This is a genomic window from Enterobacter sp. GER_MD16_1505_Eko_090 (assembly GCF_003331015.1).
GTDB lineage: Bacteria > Pseudomonadota > Gammaproteobacteria > Enterobacterales > Enterobacteriaceae > Enterobacter > Enterobacter roggenkampii.
This window is the reverse complement of record NZ_PUQF01000005.1, coordinates 124,876-141,742: the sequence shown is the minus strand read 5'-3', so window position 1 is coordinate 141,742 and position 16,867 is coordinate 124,876. Positions and strand designations below refer to the sequence as shown.

General features: G+C 55.9%; 15 protein-coding genes and 1 tRNA gene. 10 read left to right on the top strand and 6 right to left on the bottom strand.

Annotated elements, in window-relative coordinates:
- Positions 1 to 308 precede the first annotated feature (308 nt).
- From C6A40_RS07580 to mgtE, 6 genes are all read left to right on the top strand, one after another.
- Entirely contained in the window at positions 309 to 1,421 is a 1,113-nt protein-coding gene (locus tag C6A40_RS07580) for a porin OmpC (protein ID WP_008500242.1), read from the top strand.
- A gap of 115 nt (positions 1,422 to 1,536) precedes the next feature.
- On the top strand, positions 1,537 to 2,592 hold the full coding sequence (gene apbE / locus C6A40_RS07575) for an FAD:protein FMN transferase ApbE (RefSeq protein WP_008500243.1): 1,056 nt from the start codon (positions 1,537 to 1,539) through the stop codon (positions 2,590 to 2,592).
- A gap of 72 nt (positions 2,593 to 2,664) precedes the next feature.
- On the top strand, positions 2,665 to 3,723 hold the full coding sequence (gene ada / locus C6A40_RS07570; RefSeq protein ID WP_045334323.1) for a bifunctional DNA-binding transcriptional regulator/O6-methylguanine-DNA methyltransferase Ada: 1,059 nt from the start codon (positions 2,665 to 2,667) through the stop codon (positions 3,721 to 3,723).
- Positions 3,723 to 4,379, top strand: coding sequence for a DNA oxidative demethylase AlkB (alkB, locus tag C6A40_RS07565; protein ID WP_045334324.1), 657 nt, complete (start codon positions 3,723 to 3,725; stop codon positions 4,377 to 4,379). The genes ada and alkB overlap by 1 nt, the downstream gene beginning before the upstream one ends.
- A gap of 69 nt (positions 4,380 to 4,448) precedes the next feature.
- Positions 4,449 to 6,092, top strand: coding sequence for a multidrug ABC transporter permease/ATP-binding protein (locus tag C6A40_RS07560; protein WP_032664075.1), 1,644 nt, complete (start codon positions 4,449 to 4,451; stop codon positions 6,090 to 6,092).
- 191 nt (positions 6,093 to 6,283) lie between these two features.
- Positions 6,284 to 7,720, top strand: a complete 1,437-nt coding sequence (gene mgtE / locus C6A40_RS07555) for a magnesium transporter (protein ID WP_045334325.1) — start codon at positions 6,284 to 6,286, stop codon at positions 7,718 to 7,720.
- On the opposite strand, the gene C6A40_RS07550 is transcribed toward mgtE, so the two are convergent.
- Positions 7,683 to 8,972 carry a SulP family inorganic anion transporter gene (locus C6A40_RS07550; RefSeq protein ID WP_045334326.1) on the bottom strand — a complete coding sequence of 430 codons (1,290 nt, stop codon included), beginning with the start codon at positions 8,970 to 8,972 and terminating at the stop codon, positions 7,683 to 7,685. The two genes, mgtE and C6A40_RS07550, sit on opposite strands and share 38 nt — an antisense overlap.
- Before the next feature lie 187 nt (positions 8,973 to 9,159).
- Between C6A40_RS07550 and mqo the strand changes: the two genes are divergently transcribed.
- Positions 9,160 to 10,809 (top strand): malate dehydrogenase (quinone), encoded by a 1,650-nt coding sequence (gene mqo / locus C6A40_RS07545; protein WP_023325740.1) that lies wholly within the window; start codon positions 9,160 to 9,162, stop codon positions 10,807 to 10,809.
- A 93-nt stretch (positions 10,810 to 10,902) separates the two neighbouring features.
- On the opposite strand, the gene eco is transcribed toward mqo, so the two are convergent.
- Positions 10,903 to 11,406, bottom strand: a complete 504-nt coding sequence (gene eco, locus C6A40_RS07540; RefSeq protein WP_032652775.1) for a serine protease inhibitor ecotin — start codon at positions 11,404 to 11,406, stop codon at positions 10,903 to 10,905.
- Between the two features lie 209 nt (positions 11,407 to 11,615).
- Here eco and C6A40_RS07535 point away from each other — a divergent pair, with 209 nt between their 5' ends.
- The gene (locus C6A40_RS07535) at positions 11,616 to 11,876 is read left to right on the top strand and encodes a DUF2534 family protein (protein WP_008500962.1); all 261 of its coding nucleotides are present in this window, start codon (positions 11,616 to 11,618) and stop codon (positions 11,874 to 11,876) included.
- A 124-nt stretch (positions 11,877 to 12,000) separates the two neighbouring features.
- Positions 12,001 to 13,188, top strand: coding sequence for an MFS transporter (locus tag C6A40_RS07530; protein ID WP_023294093.1), 1,188 nt, complete (start codon positions 12,001 to 12,003; stop codon positions 13,186 to 13,188).
- Positions 13,189 to 13,225: 37 nt separating this feature from the next.
- On the opposite strand, the gene C6A40_RS07525 is transcribed toward C6A40_RS07530, so the two are convergent.
- From C6A40_RS07525 to C6A40_RS07515, 3 genes are all read right to left on the bottom strand, one after another.
- Positions 13,226 to 13,302 (bottom strand) — tRNA-Pro (locus C6A40_RS07525).
- Between the two features lie 72 nt (positions 13,303 to 13,374).
- On the bottom strand, positions 13,375 to 15,135 hold the full coding sequence (gene yejM, locus C6A40_RS07520) for an LPS biosynthesis-modulating metalloenzyme YejM (protein WP_039024005.1): 1,761 nt from the start codon (positions 15,133 to 15,135) through the stop codon (positions 13,375 to 13,377).
- Between the two features lie 19 nt (positions 15,136 to 15,154).
- The gene (locus tag C6A40_RS07515) at positions 15,155 to 15,382 is read right to left on the bottom strand and encodes a YejL family protein (protein WP_008500958.1); all 228 of its coding nucleotides are present in this window, start codon (positions 15,380 to 15,382) and stop codon (positions 15,155 to 15,157) included.
- A 134-nt stretch (positions 15,383 to 15,516) separates the two neighbouring features.
- On the opposite strand from C6A40_RS07515, the gene yejK reads away from it, so the two are divergent.
- The gene (gene yejK, locus C6A40_RS07510; protein WP_008500957.1) at positions 15,517 to 16,524 is read left to right on the top strand and encodes a nucleoid-associated protein YejK; all 1,008 of its coding nucleotides are present in this window, start codon (positions 15,517 to 15,519) and stop codon (positions 16,522 to 16,524) included.
- A 50-nt stretch (positions 16,525 to 16,574) separates the two neighbouring features.
- Here the strand turns inward: yejK and rplY are convergent, their stop codons facing one another.
- Positions 16,575 to 16,859, bottom strand: coding sequence for a 50S ribosomal protein L25 (gene rplY, locus C6A40_RS07505; RefSeq protein ID WP_008500956.1), 285 nt, complete (start codon positions 16,857 to 16,859; stop codon positions 16,575 to 16,577).
- Positions 16,860 to 16,867 lie beyond the last annotated feature (8 nt).

Here is a 16,867-nt window from a genome sequence, read left to right as displayed (position 1 = left end):
TTAGCCGCGATCTTGTTTTGTCATTCAGTGCTGTAACGATTTTTATTATAAGTTATTGATTACTATATGTATGATTTTTCTTTTGATTATAAGTGCTAAATTTATAAGCTATTTGTGCTTTGTAAAAGTTCCTTGATATTTACATTTTGAAACATCTTGATGGAAAAATGAAACATCTTCAAAGTTTTCGTATCATATTCGCATTGGATTATTCTGTAATTTTGCGGAGAATGAAATTGCCGACTGGTTAATGAGGGTTAACCAGTAAGCAGTGGCAATTATAAGGCATATAACAGAGGGTTAATAAAATGAAAGTTAAAGTACTGTCCCTCCTGGTACCAGCACTCCTGGTAGCAGGCGCAGCAAATGCGGCCGAAATTTATAACAAAGATGGCAACAAATTAGATCTGTACGGCAAAGTCGATGGTCTGCATTATTTCTCTGACGACAAGGGTAACGACGGCGACAAGACCTACATGCGTCTTGGCTTCAAAGGTGAAACTCAGGTTAACGATCAACTGACCGGTTATGGCCAGTGGGAATACCAGATTCAGGGTAACAAAGACGAAGGCGACAACCAGTCCTGGACTCGTGTGGCCTTTGCAGGTCTGAAGTTCGCGGAAGCAGGTTCATTCGATTACGGTCGTAACTACGGCGTGATTTACGACGTGACCTCCTGGACCGACGTTCTGCCTGAATTCGGTGGAGACACCTATGGTGCCGACAACTTCCTCCAGTCTCGTGCTAACGGCGTGGCAACCTACCGTAACCAGGACTTCTTTGGTCTGGTTGATGGCCTGAACTTTGCTCTGCAGTATCAGGGCAAAAACGGCAGCGTAAGCGGTGAAAACACCGACGGTCGCAGCCTGCTGAACCAGAACGGCGATGGCTACGGTGCATCCGTGACCTATAACCTGGGCGAAGGTTTCAGCGTGGGTGGTGCGATGTCCTCCTCCAAACGTACCGCCGATCAGAACGCACTGGGCGTATACGGTAAAGGGGATCACGCAGAAGTCTATTCTGGTGGCCTGAAGTACGATGCCAACAACATCTATCTGGCAGCACAGTACTCTCAGACCTACAACGCAACTCGTTTTGGTACCTCTAACGGCAGCAACCCAACTACCGCTTACGGCTTTGCTAACAAAGCGCAGAACTTCGAAGTGGTTGCTCAGTACCAGTTCGACTTCGGCCTGCGTCCATCCGTGGCTTACCTGCAGTCTAAAGGCAAAGACATCGAAAACTTCGGCGATCAGGATCTGCTGAAATATGTTGATGTGGGTGCGACTTACTACTTCAACAAAAACATGTCCACCTACGTGGATTACAAAATCAACCTGGTTGATGAAAATGAATTCACCCGTCAGGCGGGTATCGGTACTGACGATATCGTCGCGCTGGGCCTGGTTTACCAGTTCTAATCGCGCCATCGTGTGACGTAAGGGGCCTGATGGCCCCTTTTTTTGTGCCTTTCTGATTCTCACAACTCACCCGTTTTGGTGTACTCTTGCCGCCCTGGCATGAGGATAATAATGAATGGACATGACTTTTTTACGCGCCAGCTTTCTGGCTATGCTTTTTTTCCTGACCGCGTGTAACGATCCCGCGCCCGTGGCGAAAACCGACGCACCTGCCGCGACGGTGCTCGAAGGCAAAACGATGGGCACCTTCTGGCGCGTCAGCGTGATGAACCTCGATAAAACGCGCACGGATGAGCTTCGCGGCAAAATCCAGGCACAGCTGGACGCCGACGATCAGCTGCTGTCGACCTATAAAAATGACTCGGCGCTGATGCGCTTTAACCTCTCAACCAGCACCTCTCTGTGGCCGGTGAGCGAGGCGATGGCCGATATCGTGACCGAGGCAATGCGCGTAGGTTATAAAACCAACGGGGCGATGGATGTGACCGTCGGTCCTCTGGTGAACCTCTGGGGATTTGGCCCGAATAAACAGCCGGTGAAGACGCCCGAACAGGCGGCCATTGATGACGCCCGCGCCCGGACCGGGCTACAGCATCTGACCGTCATCAACCAGTACGGGCAGCAGTACCTGCAAAAAGATATCCCCGATCTGTTTGTCGATCTGTCGACGGTCGGGGAAGGCTACGCGGCGGATCATCTTGCTGCACTGATGGCGCAGGAGGGGATTTCCCGTTATCTGGTCTCCGTGGGCGGCGCGTTGGTCAGTCGGGGCATGAACGCCAGCGATAAACCGTGGCGCGTGGCGATTCAAAAACCGACGGATCGGCAAAATGCCGTGCAGGCGATAGTGGATATCAACGGACATGGCATCAGCACCTCCGGAAGCTATCGCAACTATTACGAGCTTGACGGGAAGCGTATTTCGCACGTGATTGATCCGCAGACCGGCCGCCCCATCACGCATAACCTGGTCTCGGTGACGGTCATTGCCCCCACCGCGCTCGAAGCGGATGCCTGGGATACCGGATTAATGGTTCTTGGCCCGGAGAAAGCCAAAGAGGTGGTCCGTCAGGAAGGGCTGGCGGTTTATATGATCACCAAAGAGGGCGACGGGTTTAAAACCTGGAGCTCGCCGCAGTTCAACAGTTTCCTGGTCAGCGACAAAAATTAAAAAGCAAGGTTGCGGGTTTTTTATCGGTGGCGCTCAGGCACGCTCTATGTATGCTTATACGAGGAGCCGATCATGAAAAACCCAACCTTCACTACCGATGAGGATCGCTGGCAGGCCGTGCTGGCCCGCGATCCGCTCGCTGACGATCAGTTTGTCTTCGCCGTGCAGACGACCGGTATTTTCTGCCGTCCGTCATGCCGCGCCCGCCACGCGCTGCGTAAAAATGTCCGCTTTTATCCCGATGCCCGGCACGCCGCTCAGGCGGGCTTTCGTCCGTGCAAGCGCTGCATGCCGGACAAGCGCGATCCGCAGGCGCAAAAGCTGGCAAAAGTGGAACACGCCTGCCGGCTTCTGGAGCAGGATCCTGCGCTAACTCTGGAGAGGTTGGCGGAGCAGGTTGCCATGAGTCCTTTCCATTTCCACCGCCTGTTTAAATCCGTGACCGGCATGACGCCAAAAGCCTGGCAGCAGGCGGCGCGGGGTCAGCGTCTGCGCACCGCGCTTGCGCAGGGAGACAAAATTACCGATGCCGTGCTGGCAGCGGGATTTCCCGACAGCAGCAGCTATTATCGTAAAGCCAACGATGCGTTGGGCATGACGGCGAAGCAGTACCGTAAAGGAGAGGTGGCCGTTCGGTATGCCATCGATGACTGTTCGTTAGGACGCTGTCTGGTCGCCGAAAGCGAGCGGGGGATCTGCGCGATTCTGCTGGGTGACACCGATGCTGAATTAACCGCAGAGCTTGCCACGCAATTTCCAAAAGCAACGCACGCGCCGCGGGACGACGCCTTCGTACAGCGGATCCACCAGGTCATTGCCAGTATTGATAACCGCGACGTACCGCTTGCGCTGCCGCTGGATATTCGCGGTACCGCGTTCCAGCAGCGCGTCTGGCAGGCCCTTCGCGCAATTCCCTGCGGTGAAACGGCAAGTTACCAGCAGGTGGCGCAGGCGATTGGTCAACCCGGTGCGGTACGCGCCGTAGCAGGCGCCTGTGCGGCCAACACGCTGGCGATTGTGATCCCCTGTCATCGCGTGGTTCGTAACGACGGCGCGCTGTCGGGCTATCGTTGGGGAACGGCGCGAAAAGCGCTATTGCTAAAACGTGAGGCGAAACGCCGGGAGGGATAATGCTCGATCTTTTTGCGGATGCTGAACCCTGGCAGGAGCCGCTTGCGCCGGGGGCGGTTATCCTGCGCCGCTTTGCTCTCTCCCGTGCGGAGGCGTTGCTTGCCGGTATTGAAGAGGTCACAGCGGCTTCACCGTTTCGCCATATGGTGACGCCGGGCGGCTACACCATGTCGGTGGCCATGACTAACTGCGGCGAACTGGGCTGGGCGACAAACGAACGTGGGTATGTGTATGCTCCGAACGATCCCACGACAGGTCGGCCGTGGCCTCCCATGCCTGCGGTTTTCCAGGCACTTTGTCACGAGGCTGCCGTGGCGGCGGATTATCCTGACTTCCGTCCTGACGCCTGCCTGATCAACCGCTACGCTGTCGGGGCGAAGCTCTCGCTGCATCAGGACAAGGATGAGCCCGATCTGCGCGCGCCTATCGTTTCGGTATCGTTAGGCCTGCCCGCCGTCTTTCAGTTTGGGGGATTACGCCGCAACGATCCGCTCAAACGCATCATGCTGGAACATGGCGATGTGGTGGTGTGGGGCAGGGAATCGCGGCTTTACTATCACGGCATTCAGCCGCTGAAACCCGGCGTTCACCCCCTCACGGGCGAGTACCGCTTTAATCTGACCTTCCGTCAGGCGGGGTACAGTAAACTAAAATAAGAATTATTCTTGATGTCCGCGCAGGGCAGTTTACACTGCTGGCTGATTTTTATTGTCCGGATTGCCTGCATGCAACTACTTCTCCTCGTCTGGCGTCAGTACCGCTGGCCCTTCGTCGCCGTCATGGCGTTAAGCCTGGCCAGCGCCGCGCTGGGTATTGGCCTGATCGCGTTTATTAACGTGCGGTTGATTGAAATGGTCGACACCTCGCTCTCCGTATTGCCGGAGTTTCTTGGCCTGCTGCTGCTGTTGATGGCGGTTACGCTCGGCTCCCAGCTGGCACTGACCGCGCTCGGCCACCATTTCGTTTTCCGTTTGCGCAGCGAGTTTATCAAGCGCATCCTGGACACTCAGGTCGAGCGCGTCGAGCAGCTCGGCAGCGCCTCCCTGCTGGCGGGGCTGACCAGCGACGTTCGCGCCATTACTATCGCGTTCGTTCGTCTGCCGGAGCTGGTGCAGGGGATCATTCTGACCTTCGGCTCGGCGGCCTATCTCGCCTGGCTCTCCAGCAAAATGCTGGCGGTGACTGCGCTGTGGATTGCCATCACCATCTGGGGCGGTTTTGTGCTGGTGTCCCGCGTCTATAAACACATGGCGGTCCTGCGCGAAACCGAAGATAAGCTCTATAACGATTACCAGACGGTACTGGAAGGGCGCAAAGAACTCACCCTGAACCGCGAGCGCGCCGAGTATATCTTTAACCATCTCTATATTCCGGACGCGCGCGAATACCGGCACCATATCATTCGCGCCGATACCTTCCACCTGAGCGCGGTGAACTGGTCAAACATTATGATGCTGGGCGCCATTGGCCTTGTGTTCTGGATGGCGAATAGCCTGGGCTGGGCGGATACCAACGTCGCGGCAACCTACTCACTGACGCTGCTGTTTTTGCGCACGCCGCTGCTCTCGGCGGTCGGCGCATTGCCCACCTTGCTGAGTGCGCAGGTGGCCTTTAATAAACTCAAAAAATTCGATCTCGCGCCGTTTAAGCCCGAATTCCCGCGCCCGCAGGCCTTCCCGAACTGGCAGACGCTCGAGCTGCGTAACGTCACGTTCCGCTATCAGGACAGCGCCTTCTCCGTGGGGCCGCTCAATCTGACGATCCGCCGCGGCGAGCTGCTGTTCCTGATTGGCGGCAACGGCAGCGGTAAATCGACGCTGGCGATGCTGCTCACCGGGCTTTATCAGCCGCAGTCGGGCGAGATTTTACTGGATGGCACGGCGCTGAGCGCGGAGAAGCCCGAGGATTACCGCAAGCTTTTCTCGGCGGTGTTCACCGACGTCTGGCTGTTTGATCGGCTGCTGGGTCCGGAAGGGCAGCAGGCCAATCCTGCGCTGGTGGAAAAATGGCTGGCGCACCTGCAGATGTCGCACAAGCTGGAACTTCAGGACGGCAAGATCCTTAACCTCAAACTCTCCAAAGGGCAGAAAAAACGCGTGGCGCTGCTGCTGGCGCTGGCGGAAGAGCGTGACATCATTCTGCTCGACGAGTGGGCGGCGGATCAGGACCCGCACTTCCGCCGCGAGTTTTATCAGGTGCTGCTGCCGCTGATGCAGGAGATGGGCAAAACCATTTTCGCCATCAGCCACGACGATCATTACTTTATTCACGCTGACCGCTTGCTGGAGATGCGCGACGGCAGGCTGAGCGAGCTGACCGGTGAAGCGCGCGATGCGGCCTCGCGTGACGCGGTGGCGCGCACGGCCTGATGCCCGTGTGCCGGGTGGCGGCTTCGCCTTACCCGGCCTGGGATTTTGTAGGCCCGTGCAAGCGTAGCGCTGCCGGGCACAATGATTTGCACGATATGTCGCTTTTTTCTCCATCCCGGCCCGTTGTTTATTCTTATTTACATATCCTCGCGCTATGCTTAATACCAACTTATTTCATGGATTTATGATTGATGTCGGTATTAAAGAAAAACAGCGCCAGACAGCGTGACCAGGAACGTGCGCGACTGATCTGGCTTCTTACGACCGATAAAGCGGTCACGTCTACGCTATTAGGCAAACTGACCCTGGCTGAGCAATATGATGTCGGCACGTTAGCCGACGATATTGCTGAGGTAGGTGCGCTGGTTGCTCACTTACCCCCGCCGGATCTGGCGGACACCCTTGAAGCACTTCCCTCGGAAGAGCGTCACGCCCTGTGGCGGCTGGTGCAGGATCACGAGCGCGGGCAGGTGCTGCTTGAGGCCTCCGAAAACGTCTGGGACGACCTGATCGACGAGATGAGCGACCGGGATATTCTCGACGCTCTGCAAACCCTGGATATCGACGAACAGATTTACCTGGTTCAACACCTGCCGCGAAACCTGACCGGCCGCCTGCTGGCGTCACTGCCTGCCGATGAACGCGCGCGCGTGCGCCAGGTGATGCATTACGAGAAAAACAGCGTCGGCGCGATTATGGAGTTCGGCGTTATCACAGTGCGCCCGGACGTGACGCTCGGCACCGTGCAGCGCTATCTGCGTCGCCTGGGCAAAATGCCGGATAACACCGATAAGCTGTTTGTCACCTCCCGGGATAAAACCCTGCTCGGCGAGCTGGAGCTGAAAACCATCCTGCTCAACAGCACCCAGCGGAAGGTGAGCGAGGTGATGGAAAACGAGCCGATGGTCTTCTCCCCGGAGGACGATGCGGAGAAAGCGGCGCGTACCTTCGAACGTGACGACCTCGTGAGTGCCGCCGTCGTGGACTCCGTCGGCAAACTGATGGGGCGTCTGACCATCGACGAGATCGTTGACGTCGTTTATGAAGAAACCGATAACGATCTGCGTGCGCTGGGGGGGATCAGCGCGGAAGATGACGTCCATGCTTCCGTCGGCAAGGCGGTGAAAACGCGCTGGGCGTGGCTGGCCATTAACCTGTGTACCGCGTTTATCGCCTCCCGCGTGATTGACGGTTTCGAACACACCATTTCGCAGCTGGTGGCGCTGGCCTCGCTGATGCCGATTGTGGCCGGAATAGGCGGAAATACTGGCAATCAGACTATCACGATGATCGTTCGCGCGCTGGCGCTGGAGAATATTCAACCCGGCAACTTCGCCTTTCTGATCTTCAGAGAGATGGGTGTGGCGCTGATCAACGGCCTGGTCTGGGGCAGCATTATGGGGGGTATCACCTGGTGGTTGTATGACGATATGGCGCTGGGTGGGGTGATGATGTTGGCGATGGTGTTGAATCTTCTGGTGGCATCGATGATGGGCGTTATTATCCCGCTGACCATGACCAAACTGGGTCGCGACCCCGCGGTGGGGTCGAGCGTGATGATCACCGCCATCACCGATACCGGCGGTTTCTTTATTTTTCTTGGGCTGGCGACGATTTTTCTGCTTTAAGCCGACGCTTAATGCGGGCGGGAAGCAGCCCCATGACGATAATCCCGCCCAGCACGCCAATCGCCAGATTGCCGGTTGATACCGTGGCGGCAACGGTGACCAGCATGACGACCGTTTCTGCAATCGGGGCCGTTTTCAGCGCGGCCGGCTGAAGGCTGTGCCAGCTGAAGGTTTTAACGGCGACGATGGCCATAATGCCCGCCAGCACCGCCATCGGGATGTTGGCCATCACGTCGCTAAGCGCCGTCACCAGGATCAGCAGCACGATGCCCGCAGCGAAGGTTGAAATGCGGCTTCGGCCTTTCCCCATCTCCACGTTAACGATGGTTTGTCCGATCATCGCGCAGCCCGCAATCCCACCGTAAAATCCGGCCAGGATATTGCCGACGCCTAATCCAATGCTTTCGCGGCGTTTACTTGACGGCGTCGCGGTCAGCTCATCCACCAGCTTTGCGGTCAGCAGGGATTCCAGCAGGCCGACAAACGCGATGCTCAACGCGCACGGCCAGATTATGCTCAGCGTCTGTAGATTGAGTGGGACCAGAAGTTCGCTAAGACCCGGCAAGCCGCCGCTCATGGCGCCTTCATCGCCTACGGTCGGCAGGCTTTGCCCGGTTGAAACGGTAAACAAGGTTAACAGCACAATCGCAATCAGTGGGGAAGGGATGCTTTTGAAATAGCGCGGCACCCACAGCACGATCAGTACCGTCAGCACGAACAGGCCCACAATCAGCGGGCTTCGGCTCCAGAAATGCGGAACCTGCGCAAAGAAAATCAATATCCCGAGGGCGTTAACAAACCCGGTCATGACCGACTGGGGAATAAAGCGCATCAGCCTTGCCATGCCCAGCACGCCAAACAGAATCTGAATTACGCCAGCCATGAGCACGGCGGGAAGAATGTACTGTACGCCGTGCTGATGCACCATGGGTCCAATAACCAGCGCCACGGAACCGGCCGCGGCCGTGACCATCGCCGGGCGACCGCCCAGTACAGACAGGGCAAGACACAGCACCACGGAAGCGATCAGGCTGACCTTCGGGTCAACGCCCGCCACCACCGAAAATGAGATGACCTCGGGGATCAGCGCCAGGGCGGTAATCACGCCAGCCAGCGTTTCACGCGTCAGCTGCTTAGGGGAACGCAGCACGCTGGCGACACGGTTTTCGGGAGAGACAGCAGAATGGGGTAGGGACATAACGTTTCGCTGGTTAGGGCAGGCTTCCGTGCGCGCGATCACAAAACGCAACATACTAGCCAGTTAAACCGCGCTTTACCAGACGCTTCGATAATTCCTCACAAACAATCCATCATTAAATTTCACAATTACAATAATTTCGTAACCTTTAAACAATATTTAAAAGTTGTTACCGTGCCCCCGCAGCTTGTTTCACCTGCAATTTCCACGCATCAAGCACTTTTACACTAAGGCATAAATTATGAAAAAAATGACTGCCATGCTCTTTTCTCTGGCCGTGGGGCTTAACACCGTCTCTATGGCGGCGAAAGCTGACGCACCAAAAGAGCAGGAAACGGACGTCCTTTTAATCGGTGGCGGTATCATGAGCGCCACGCTGGGAACCTATCTGCAAGAACTGCAGCCGGACTGGTCAATGACCATGGTCGAGCGCCTTGATGGCGTGGCGCAGGAGAGTTCGAACGGCTGGAACAACGCCGGTACCGGCCATTCGGCACTCATGGAACTGAACTATACGCCGCAGAAAAAGGACGGTTCCATTAGTATCGAGAAGGCGGTAGAGATCAACGAGGCGTTCCAGGTATCTCGCCAGTTCTGGTCTCACCAGGTCAACAGCGGCGTATTGCACGACCCGCACTCTTTCATCAACACCGTACCGCACATGAGCTTTGTGTGGGGCGAGCAGAACGTCAACTTCCTGCGCGCGCGCTACGCCGCGCTGCAGCAGAGCACGCTGTTCCGCGGGATGAAATACTCTGAAGACCACGCGCAGATTAAAGAGTGGGCTCCGCTGGTCATGGAAGGTCGTGACCCGAACCAGAAAGTGGCGGCGACCCGTACCGAAATTGGTACCGACGTCAACTACGGTGAAATTACCCGTCAGCTGGTGACGTCTCTGAAGAAAAAAGAGAACTTCAACCTGCAGCTCAGCACCGAAGTGCGCGGTTTCAAGCGCAACGCGGATAACAGCTGGAGCGTGACCGTTGCCGATCTGAAAAACAACGAAGCCGAGCACGTCATCAAGGCGAAGTTTGTCTTTATCGGTGCGGGCGGTGCCGCGCTGAAACTGCTGCAGGAGTCCGGTATTCCGGAAGCGGATGACTACGCGGGCTTCCCGGTCGGCGGCCAGTTCCTGGTGTCCGATAACCCGGAAGTGGTGAATCGTCATCTGGCAAAAGTGTACGGTCAGGCTTCCGTGGGCGCACCGCCAATGTCTGTTCCGCACATCGATACCCGTATGCTTGACGGCAAACGCGTGGTGCTGTTTGGCCCGTTCGCGACCTTCTCCACGAAGTTCCTGAAAAACGGCTCCCTGTGGGATCTGCTGAGCGCAACCACCACCTCTAACGTCAAGCCGATGATGGACGTGGGGCTGGATAACTTCGATCTGGTGAAATACCTGATTAGCCAGGTAATGCTCTCTGACGACGACCGTTTCGAAGCGCTGAAAGAGTACTATCCTGAGGCCAAGAAAGAAGACTGGCGTCTGTGGCAGGCGGGTCAGCGCGTGCAAATCATCAAGCGCGATCCGAAAGAGGGTGGCGTGCTGCGTCTGGGCACCGAAGTGGTGAGCGATAAGGACGGCACCATCGCCGCGCTGCTGGGTGCGTCACCGGGTGCATCTACCGCTGCGCCAATCATGCTGCACCTGATGGAAAAAGTGTTTAAAGATAAAGTCGCCAGTCCGGAATGGCAGGCGAAGCTGAAGACCATTATTCCATCCTACGGCACGAAGCTGAACGGTAACGTGAGCGCGACGGAGCAGGAGCTGGAATACACCAGCCGCGTACTGCAGCTGCAGTACATCAAACCGCAGGCTGCGGATGCTGCGCCAAAAGCGGAGCTGAAGCCTCAGCCGGAAAACAAACCAGTTGCGGATATCGCGCTGTAAGGTAAAAAAGCCGGGTGGCGCTGACGCCTACCCGGCCTATGTTCGGTGTTGTTTTGTAGGTCGGGTAAGGCGAAGCCGCCACCCGACTTAATTTTAACGTACGACAGCCTGCTCAATCTTCTCTTCAGCTTTCCACACGCGATACTTCACTTCCACGTTTTCAGGCGTATAGACCACGATCGGCAACTTGCTGTTGTAGCGCAGCAGGCTGTTGTCGCCCAGATACGCTGTCACAAATTTCTTCTCTTTCTTGCCATCCGGGCAGGCCATCATGGTGGAGACCGGCGAGGTCACTTTATCAAAGACGTAGTAGTCGTAACCCCAGCCTTCCAGCGTTTTGCTTTCCAGCTGACCACCCAGACGATGCTGGTTGCAATCCACTTCCAGCGTCTTGCCAATTAACAGCTCCACTTTGTAGTTCGCTTCATCCTGCTGAACCGGAAGCTGAATCACCTGACGCGTCATCCCTTTATCCGCTTTCGGATACGGGGCGACTTTTTCCAGCGGCTGCGCTTTAGGTGTTTCGCTGGCGAAAGCGCTGGTGCTGACACACGCGGCAGCGATGAGTGCGATAGCAAATTTAGGTGCGTTTTTCATTGTCATTCCTTTATGTCAAAACGATTTTGCACAGGTTAACATAGCGGCCGTGAATGATTGGTGTTATTTACTTACATTTTCAATATATACAGCGTAATAAACCAGATATTTGTTATTTATGCAGGTGTTTATACTGGCGTGGAGTCTGGCAGGCGTTTGTGTTATTTTAGACGCTATATAATGTTATTCATCTGTAAAAGGGAAGAGAGATGGTTCGTGCAAAACTGAAAACGCCTGAAGGCCGCAAGTTTCTCCTGGCGCTGCTGGTCGTGTTTATGATTGCTGCCGCGTGCGTGGGGCGTGCCACGATTGTTGGCGTCATCGAACAGTACAACATTCCTCTCTCTGCCTGGACAACCAGCATGTACGTCCTGCAGTCGGCGATGATCTTTGTCTACAGTCTGGTATTCACCGTTCTGCTGGCTATACCGCTGGGTATTTTTTTCCTGGGCGGACGTGAGAAGCACTAAGCACCGATTTGCGATAACTGAGCCATCCTGCGGGGTGGCTTTTTTTATGCCTGATAATTTTTATTCGCCTTTCCAGGATATTCTGTTGAGAGCACCTTTGTTTACAGAAAGCAGGAGAGGCTTAATGCAATCCCGGTTTGCCACGCTCCGCCAGATCCCAAAAGGTGTCTGGGTGGTCGGTGGAGTAAGTATGTTGATGGATATCTCTTCGGAGATCATTCACAGCCTGCTGCCATTGTTTATGGTCACGACGCTGGGCGCCAGCGTGATTTTCATTGGTTTGATTGAAGGCCTGGCTGAGGCCACTGCGCTGTTTATCAAGGTGTTTTCCGGCGCCATCAGTGACTATCTGGGCAAGCGTAAAGGACTGGCGGTTCTGGGCTACGGTCTTGGCGCGTTGAGTAAACCGTTGTTCGCTATCGCCTCTTCTTCCGGCATGATCCTTGGGGCGCGCTTAATCGACCGGGTCGGGAAGGGGATACGGGGAGCGCCGCGCGATGCGCTGGTTGCTGACGTTACGCCGCCGGAACTTCGCGGCGCGGCCTTTGGGCTGCGTCAGTCGATGGACACCATCGGCGCATTTCTCGGGCCGCTGCTGGCCGTAGGATTGATGCTGCTGTGGAACGATGATTTCCGCACGATTTTCTGGATCGCGGTGATCCCCGGCGTGCTCGCCGTGGCGCTGCTTTTCTTCGGCCTGCATGAGCCGAAAACGCCCGTCGAACATAAACGCACGAACCCCATCAAAAAAGAGAACCTCAGGCGTCTCGGGAAAGGCTGTTGGTGGGTGATTGGTCTGGGGGCCATCTTCACGCTCGCACGCTTCAGTGAAGCCTTTCTTGTCCTGCGCGCACAGCAGTCGGGGGTGCCGCTGGCGCTGATCCCGCTGGTGATGGTGGCCATGAATCTGCTCTATTTCCTCTCTGCCTATCCGTTTGGCAAGTTATCGGACCGGATGAGCCACACCCGGCTACTGCAGTGGGGTCTGGTGATGCTGATTGGAGCAGATATTGTGCTGGCGCTGAGCACCCACTGGGCTGGAATGCTTCTGGGCGTTGCGCTTTGGGGAGTGCATATGGGGATGACGCAGGGGCTGCTGGCGGCAATGATCGCAAAAACGGCGCCTGCGGACCTGCGCGGTACCGCCTACGGCATTTTTAGTCTGGTCAGCGGCGTGGGATTGTTAGTCGCCAGCCTGGGGGCAGGAGCCATCTGGGAAACGTTTGGGGCGGAATATACGTTTTATGCCGGGGCGGTGATTTGTCTGGTAACGCTTGTATACCTGCGCAAAACGCCGGACGAGGCGAAATAAAAAACCAGCCATAAGAGGCTGGTTTTCAATGTGTTTTTGGTCGGCACGAGAGGATTTGAACCTCCGACCCCCGACACCCCATGACGGTGCGCTACCAGGCTGCGCTACGTGCCGACGCATAGAAAGAATACTACTCGATTCCGTTTTGAATGCAAGGAAATCCGTCGCTAACTGGTTTATTATTAATCAGTTAGCGACAAAACGCTTCTCATCCGTCAGGACCTGCAGCAGCAGGCTCAGCTGCGGTTTCTGGTCTTTCAGCCGTTCACCCTGCAGGTTATACGTCTGATAATTCCCGTTGCTGTTCAGCACCAGCGTCAGCTTCGGCGTGGTCACCACCAGCGTATTATTCCCTGCTGCCGTAACCCAGTTATGGCGGCGCGCGGCGCTGAAGAGATCCTGGCCCTGCGAATACTCGTTTGCTGGCGTGCTGACGTGCAGCAGGCGTTGCATCAGGGTGGTCATCACATCTTTATGCTCGGTAAGCATAGTGATGCGCTGCGCCGGGGTGCCCGGCCAGTGGATGACCAGCGGAACCTGCAGGTTAGGGCGTGACCAGCTCATGCTCTTCGTCTCGTCACCTAACGGGACGCCATGGCCTGCCGTCACGATCACCACGGTGTTGTCCAGCTTGCCGGACTCACGTAGCGCGTCAAGCACGCGGGCAATCTGCGCATCAACATCACCCGCCGCGCGGCCGTAGCGGCGCGCGAAATCACTCTTGTTGCTGTTAGCAAGCGTTGTACCGTTAAAGGCAACCCATGAGAACCAGCGGTTATCTTCCTGGGCATAGCGCTGCAGCCAGTTTATCCATTGGCTGGCGGTCTGCGCATCGGACTGATTCTGTGCCGCCGGCAGTGAGAAATCAGACAGCAGCGCCTGGCGGTAGAGCGGGCTGTTAAAGCCATCGGATGAGAACAACCCTAACTGATAGCCCTGCTGATTCAGCCCGGTGATCAGCGCCGCAGGCGTGCGGGTAGAGAGTACGCCGTCCATGTATCCGGCTGAAATGCCATAGAAGAGGCCAAAGATGCCCGCGTCGGTTGTGTTACCGGAGCTCATGTGCTGAGTAAACGTGACGTTTTGACTCGCGAAATCGGCCAGGGCAGGCATCTGCTTCTCATAACGGGAATAGTTCAGGCCGTCGACGGTGATGAGCAGGACGTTTTGCCCGCGGCCCATATCGCGATAGCGCAGGTCGCTCAGCGGATACTGAACGCTGACGGCTTCCGGGTTACCCTGCTCGATAAGGCGGCGCTGGTACTCCTGCGCATCAAGCAGGCCATGTTTCTCGAGGAAGCGACGGGCCGTCATCGGGTACGAGAGCGGCAGGTTCGCGCGCTGCATAGTAATAGGACGATAGAAGTTCGCATCCGCCCAGATATACATGATGTGCGAACTGATAAAGGAGACGAAGAAGAGCGCGGCGACGGGCTTCGCGTAATGGCGTCGCCGGGTCAGGCTACGCAGTTTTTGCCAGCTCCAGGTGGCAAACAGCATCTCAATCAACAGGATCACCGGGACGCTGATAAACATCAGCTGCCAGTCGCGGGCCGTTTCGTTCTGGTCGGGGTTAATCACCAGCTCCCAGACGATGGGGTTGAGATGCAGGTGGAAGCGGGTGAACACTTCACTGTCGATAAGCAGCAGCGTCATCCCCACCGTCGCAAGGATGGCGGACAAGAATCGCATCAGACGCTGCGACATGACGATAAACGTCAGGGGGAACAGGATCAGCAGATAGGTGGCGAAAACCAAAAAGCTAAAGTGACCGACAACGCTTATCCAGGAGTAGATACGCCCGGTGAGCGTTGTTGGCCAGTCTGCGACAAACAGATAACGACAGCCAATGACCGTCGCCAGCAGAATGTTGAACAGGGCAAACCAGTGCCCCCAGCTGACCATCTGGGAGACTTTTTCACGGTAGCGCTGACGATTCGTCACCATAAACTGTTGTTCGTATCCCTTAATGGGCCGGGTCGTTGCTGACGGACGACTGTAAAGCCTGGGCGAAAGATTTTGCGATCGCCTGACGCTGAGCCGGAGCAACGCTGGTGTTAATCAGGTTGGTGACCATATTTCCCAAAACCATCAGGGAGAGATCGGTCGGCGTTTTATGTTTTTCCAGTACGTTGACCAGCTCACTGAGCAGTTGTTCAACGTGTTCATCACTGTAGCGGGAATGTTGTGGCATAAATCAAAATCAGTTTGTTGATGAAAGGGCAACATATTACCGTAGCAACAGCTTTTTTTCCCCTTTTTTATCTGTTGTTGCACACATGTCCTGGTGGTGGTTGAATACCGCCCGGTCTAAAAGGAGAGTTTATCATGAGTCTGGAAATCAACCAGATTGCCCTGCACCAGCTTATCAAGCGCGATGAGCAAACCCTTGAAGTGGTGCTGCGCGATTCGTTACTGGAACCCACGGCGACCGTTGTGGAGATGATGGCAGAGCTGCATCGCGTCTACAGCGCCAAAAATAAAGCCTATGGGCTGTTCAGCGAAGAGAGTGAACTGGCCGATAGCCTGCGCCTGCAGCGCCAGGGTGAAGAGGATTTCCTGGCGTTTAGCCGTGCGGCAACCGGGCGTCTGCGCGATGAGCTGGCGAAATATCCGTTCGCCGACGGCGGGATCGTGCTGTTCTGCCACTACCGCTACCTGGCGGTCGAGTACCTGCTGGTTACCGTGCTGAATAACTTAAGCAGCATGCGCGTGAACGAGCAGCTGGATATCAGCTCGACGCATTATCTGGATATCAACCATGCGGATATCGTGGCGCGTATTGATTTGACCGAGTGGGAAACCAACCCGGAGTCGACCCGCTACCTGACTTTCCTGAAGGGACGCGTGGGCCGCAAAGTGGCGGATTTCTTCATGGACTTCCTCGGTGCCAGTGAAGGGCTTAACGCCAAAGCGCAGAACAAAGGGCTGCTCCAGGCGGTTGACGATTTCACAGCCGAAGCGCAGCTTGATAAATCTGAGCGCCAGACGGTGCGCCAGCAGGTTTACAGCTACTGCAACGAACAGCTGCAGGCTGGGGAAGAGATTGAGCTGGAGTCGCTGTCAAAAGAGCTGGCGGGCGTTAGCGAAGTCAGCTTCCAGGAATTTACCGCAGAGAAGGGCTATGAGCTTGAAGAGAGTTTCCCGGCGGATCGCAGCACGCTGCGTCAGTTAACCAAGTTTGCCGGCAGCGGCGGCGGGTTAACCATCAACTTTGATGCGATGCTGCTGGGGGAACGAATCTTCTGGGATCCGGCCACCGATACGCTGACCATTAAGGGGACGCCGCCGAATCTGCGCGATCAGCTTCAGCGCCGCACCTCGGGCGGTAAATAGCAGGCACAAAAAACCCCGCAGAAGCGGGGTTTTTTTCGACAGGTTTGCGATTACGCGCGAACGAAGTCGATGTGAGTCAGTTTTGGCTTGAACGCGTGACGCTGAACAGCCTGAACTTTCACTTTTTCTTCTTTACCGCCAACAACGATGGTCAGAACTTCGCTGTAGAATTCAGCTTTGGTCTGCAGGTTCCACAGTTTGTCGTGATCCAGTTCGATTGCAACTGGAGCAGCTTCGCCACCGTAAACGATAGCCGGGAACTTGTTAGCGGTACGCAGGCGGCGGCTCGCACCCTTACCCTGCACGTTACGTACTTCTGCTTCGATAGTGAACATTGATTTCT

Bases quoted from the DNA above. Each gene is read 5' to 3' on its own strand.
- mgtE (WP_045334325.1), top strand. From the start codon at position 6,284: ATGTCGGTATTAAAGAAAAACAGCGCCAGACAGCGTGACCAGGAACGT.
- C6A40_RS07515 (WP_008500958.1), bottom strand. From the start codon at position 15,382: ATGCCACAACATTCCCGCTACAGTGATGAACACGTTGAACAACTGCTC.
- rplY (WP_008500956.1), bottom strand. From the start codon at position 16,859: ATGTTCACTATCGAAGCAGAAGTACGTAACGTGCAGGGTAAGGGTGCG.
- ada (WP_045334323.1), top strand. From the start codon at position 2,665: ATGAAAAACCCAACCTTCACTACCGATGAGGATCGCTGGCAGGCCGTG.
- yejM (WP_039024005.1), bottom strand. From the start codon at position 15,135: ATGGTGACGAATCGTCAGCGCTACCGTGAAAAAGTCTCCCAGATGGTC.
- eco (WP_032652775.1), bottom strand. From the start codon at position 11,406: ATGAAAAACGCACCTAAATTTGCTATCGCACTCATCGCTGCCGCGTGT.
- C6A40_RS07560 (WP_032664075.1), top strand. From the start codon at position 4,449: ATGCAACTACTTCTCCTCGTCTGGCGTCAGTACCGCTGGCCCTTCGTC.
- apbE (WP_008500243.1), top strand. From the start codon at position 1,537: ATGGACATGACTTTTTTACGCGCCAGCTTTCTGGCTATGCTTTTTTTC.
- C6A40_RS07530 (WP_023294093.1), top strand. From the start codon at position 12,001: ATGCAATCCCGGTTTGCCACGCTCCGCCAGATCCCAAAAGGTGTCTGG.
- alkB (WP_045334324.1), top strand. From the start codon at position 3,723: ATGCTCGATCTTTTTGCGGATGCTGAACCCTGGCAGGAGCCGCTTGCG.
- C6A40_RS07550 (WP_045334326.1), bottom strand. From the start codon at position 8,972: ATGTTGCGTTTTGTGATCGCGCGCACGGAAGCCTGCCCTAACCAGCGA.
- yejK (WP_008500957.1), top strand. From the start codon at position 15,517: ATGAGTCTGGAAATCAACCAGATTGCCCTGCACCAGCTTATCAAGCGC.
- C6A40_RS07580 (WP_008500242.1), top strand. From the start codon at position 309: ATGAAAGTTAAAGTACTGTCCCTCCTGGTACCAGCACTCCTGGTAGCA.
- C6A40_RS07535 (WP_008500962.1), top strand. From the start codon at position 11,616: ATGGTTCGTGCAAAACTGAAAACGCCTGAAGGCCGCAAGTTTCTCCTG.
- mqo (WP_023325740.1), top strand. From the start codon at position 9,160: ATGAAAAAAATGACTGCCATGCTCTTTTCTCTGGCCGTGGGGCTTAAC.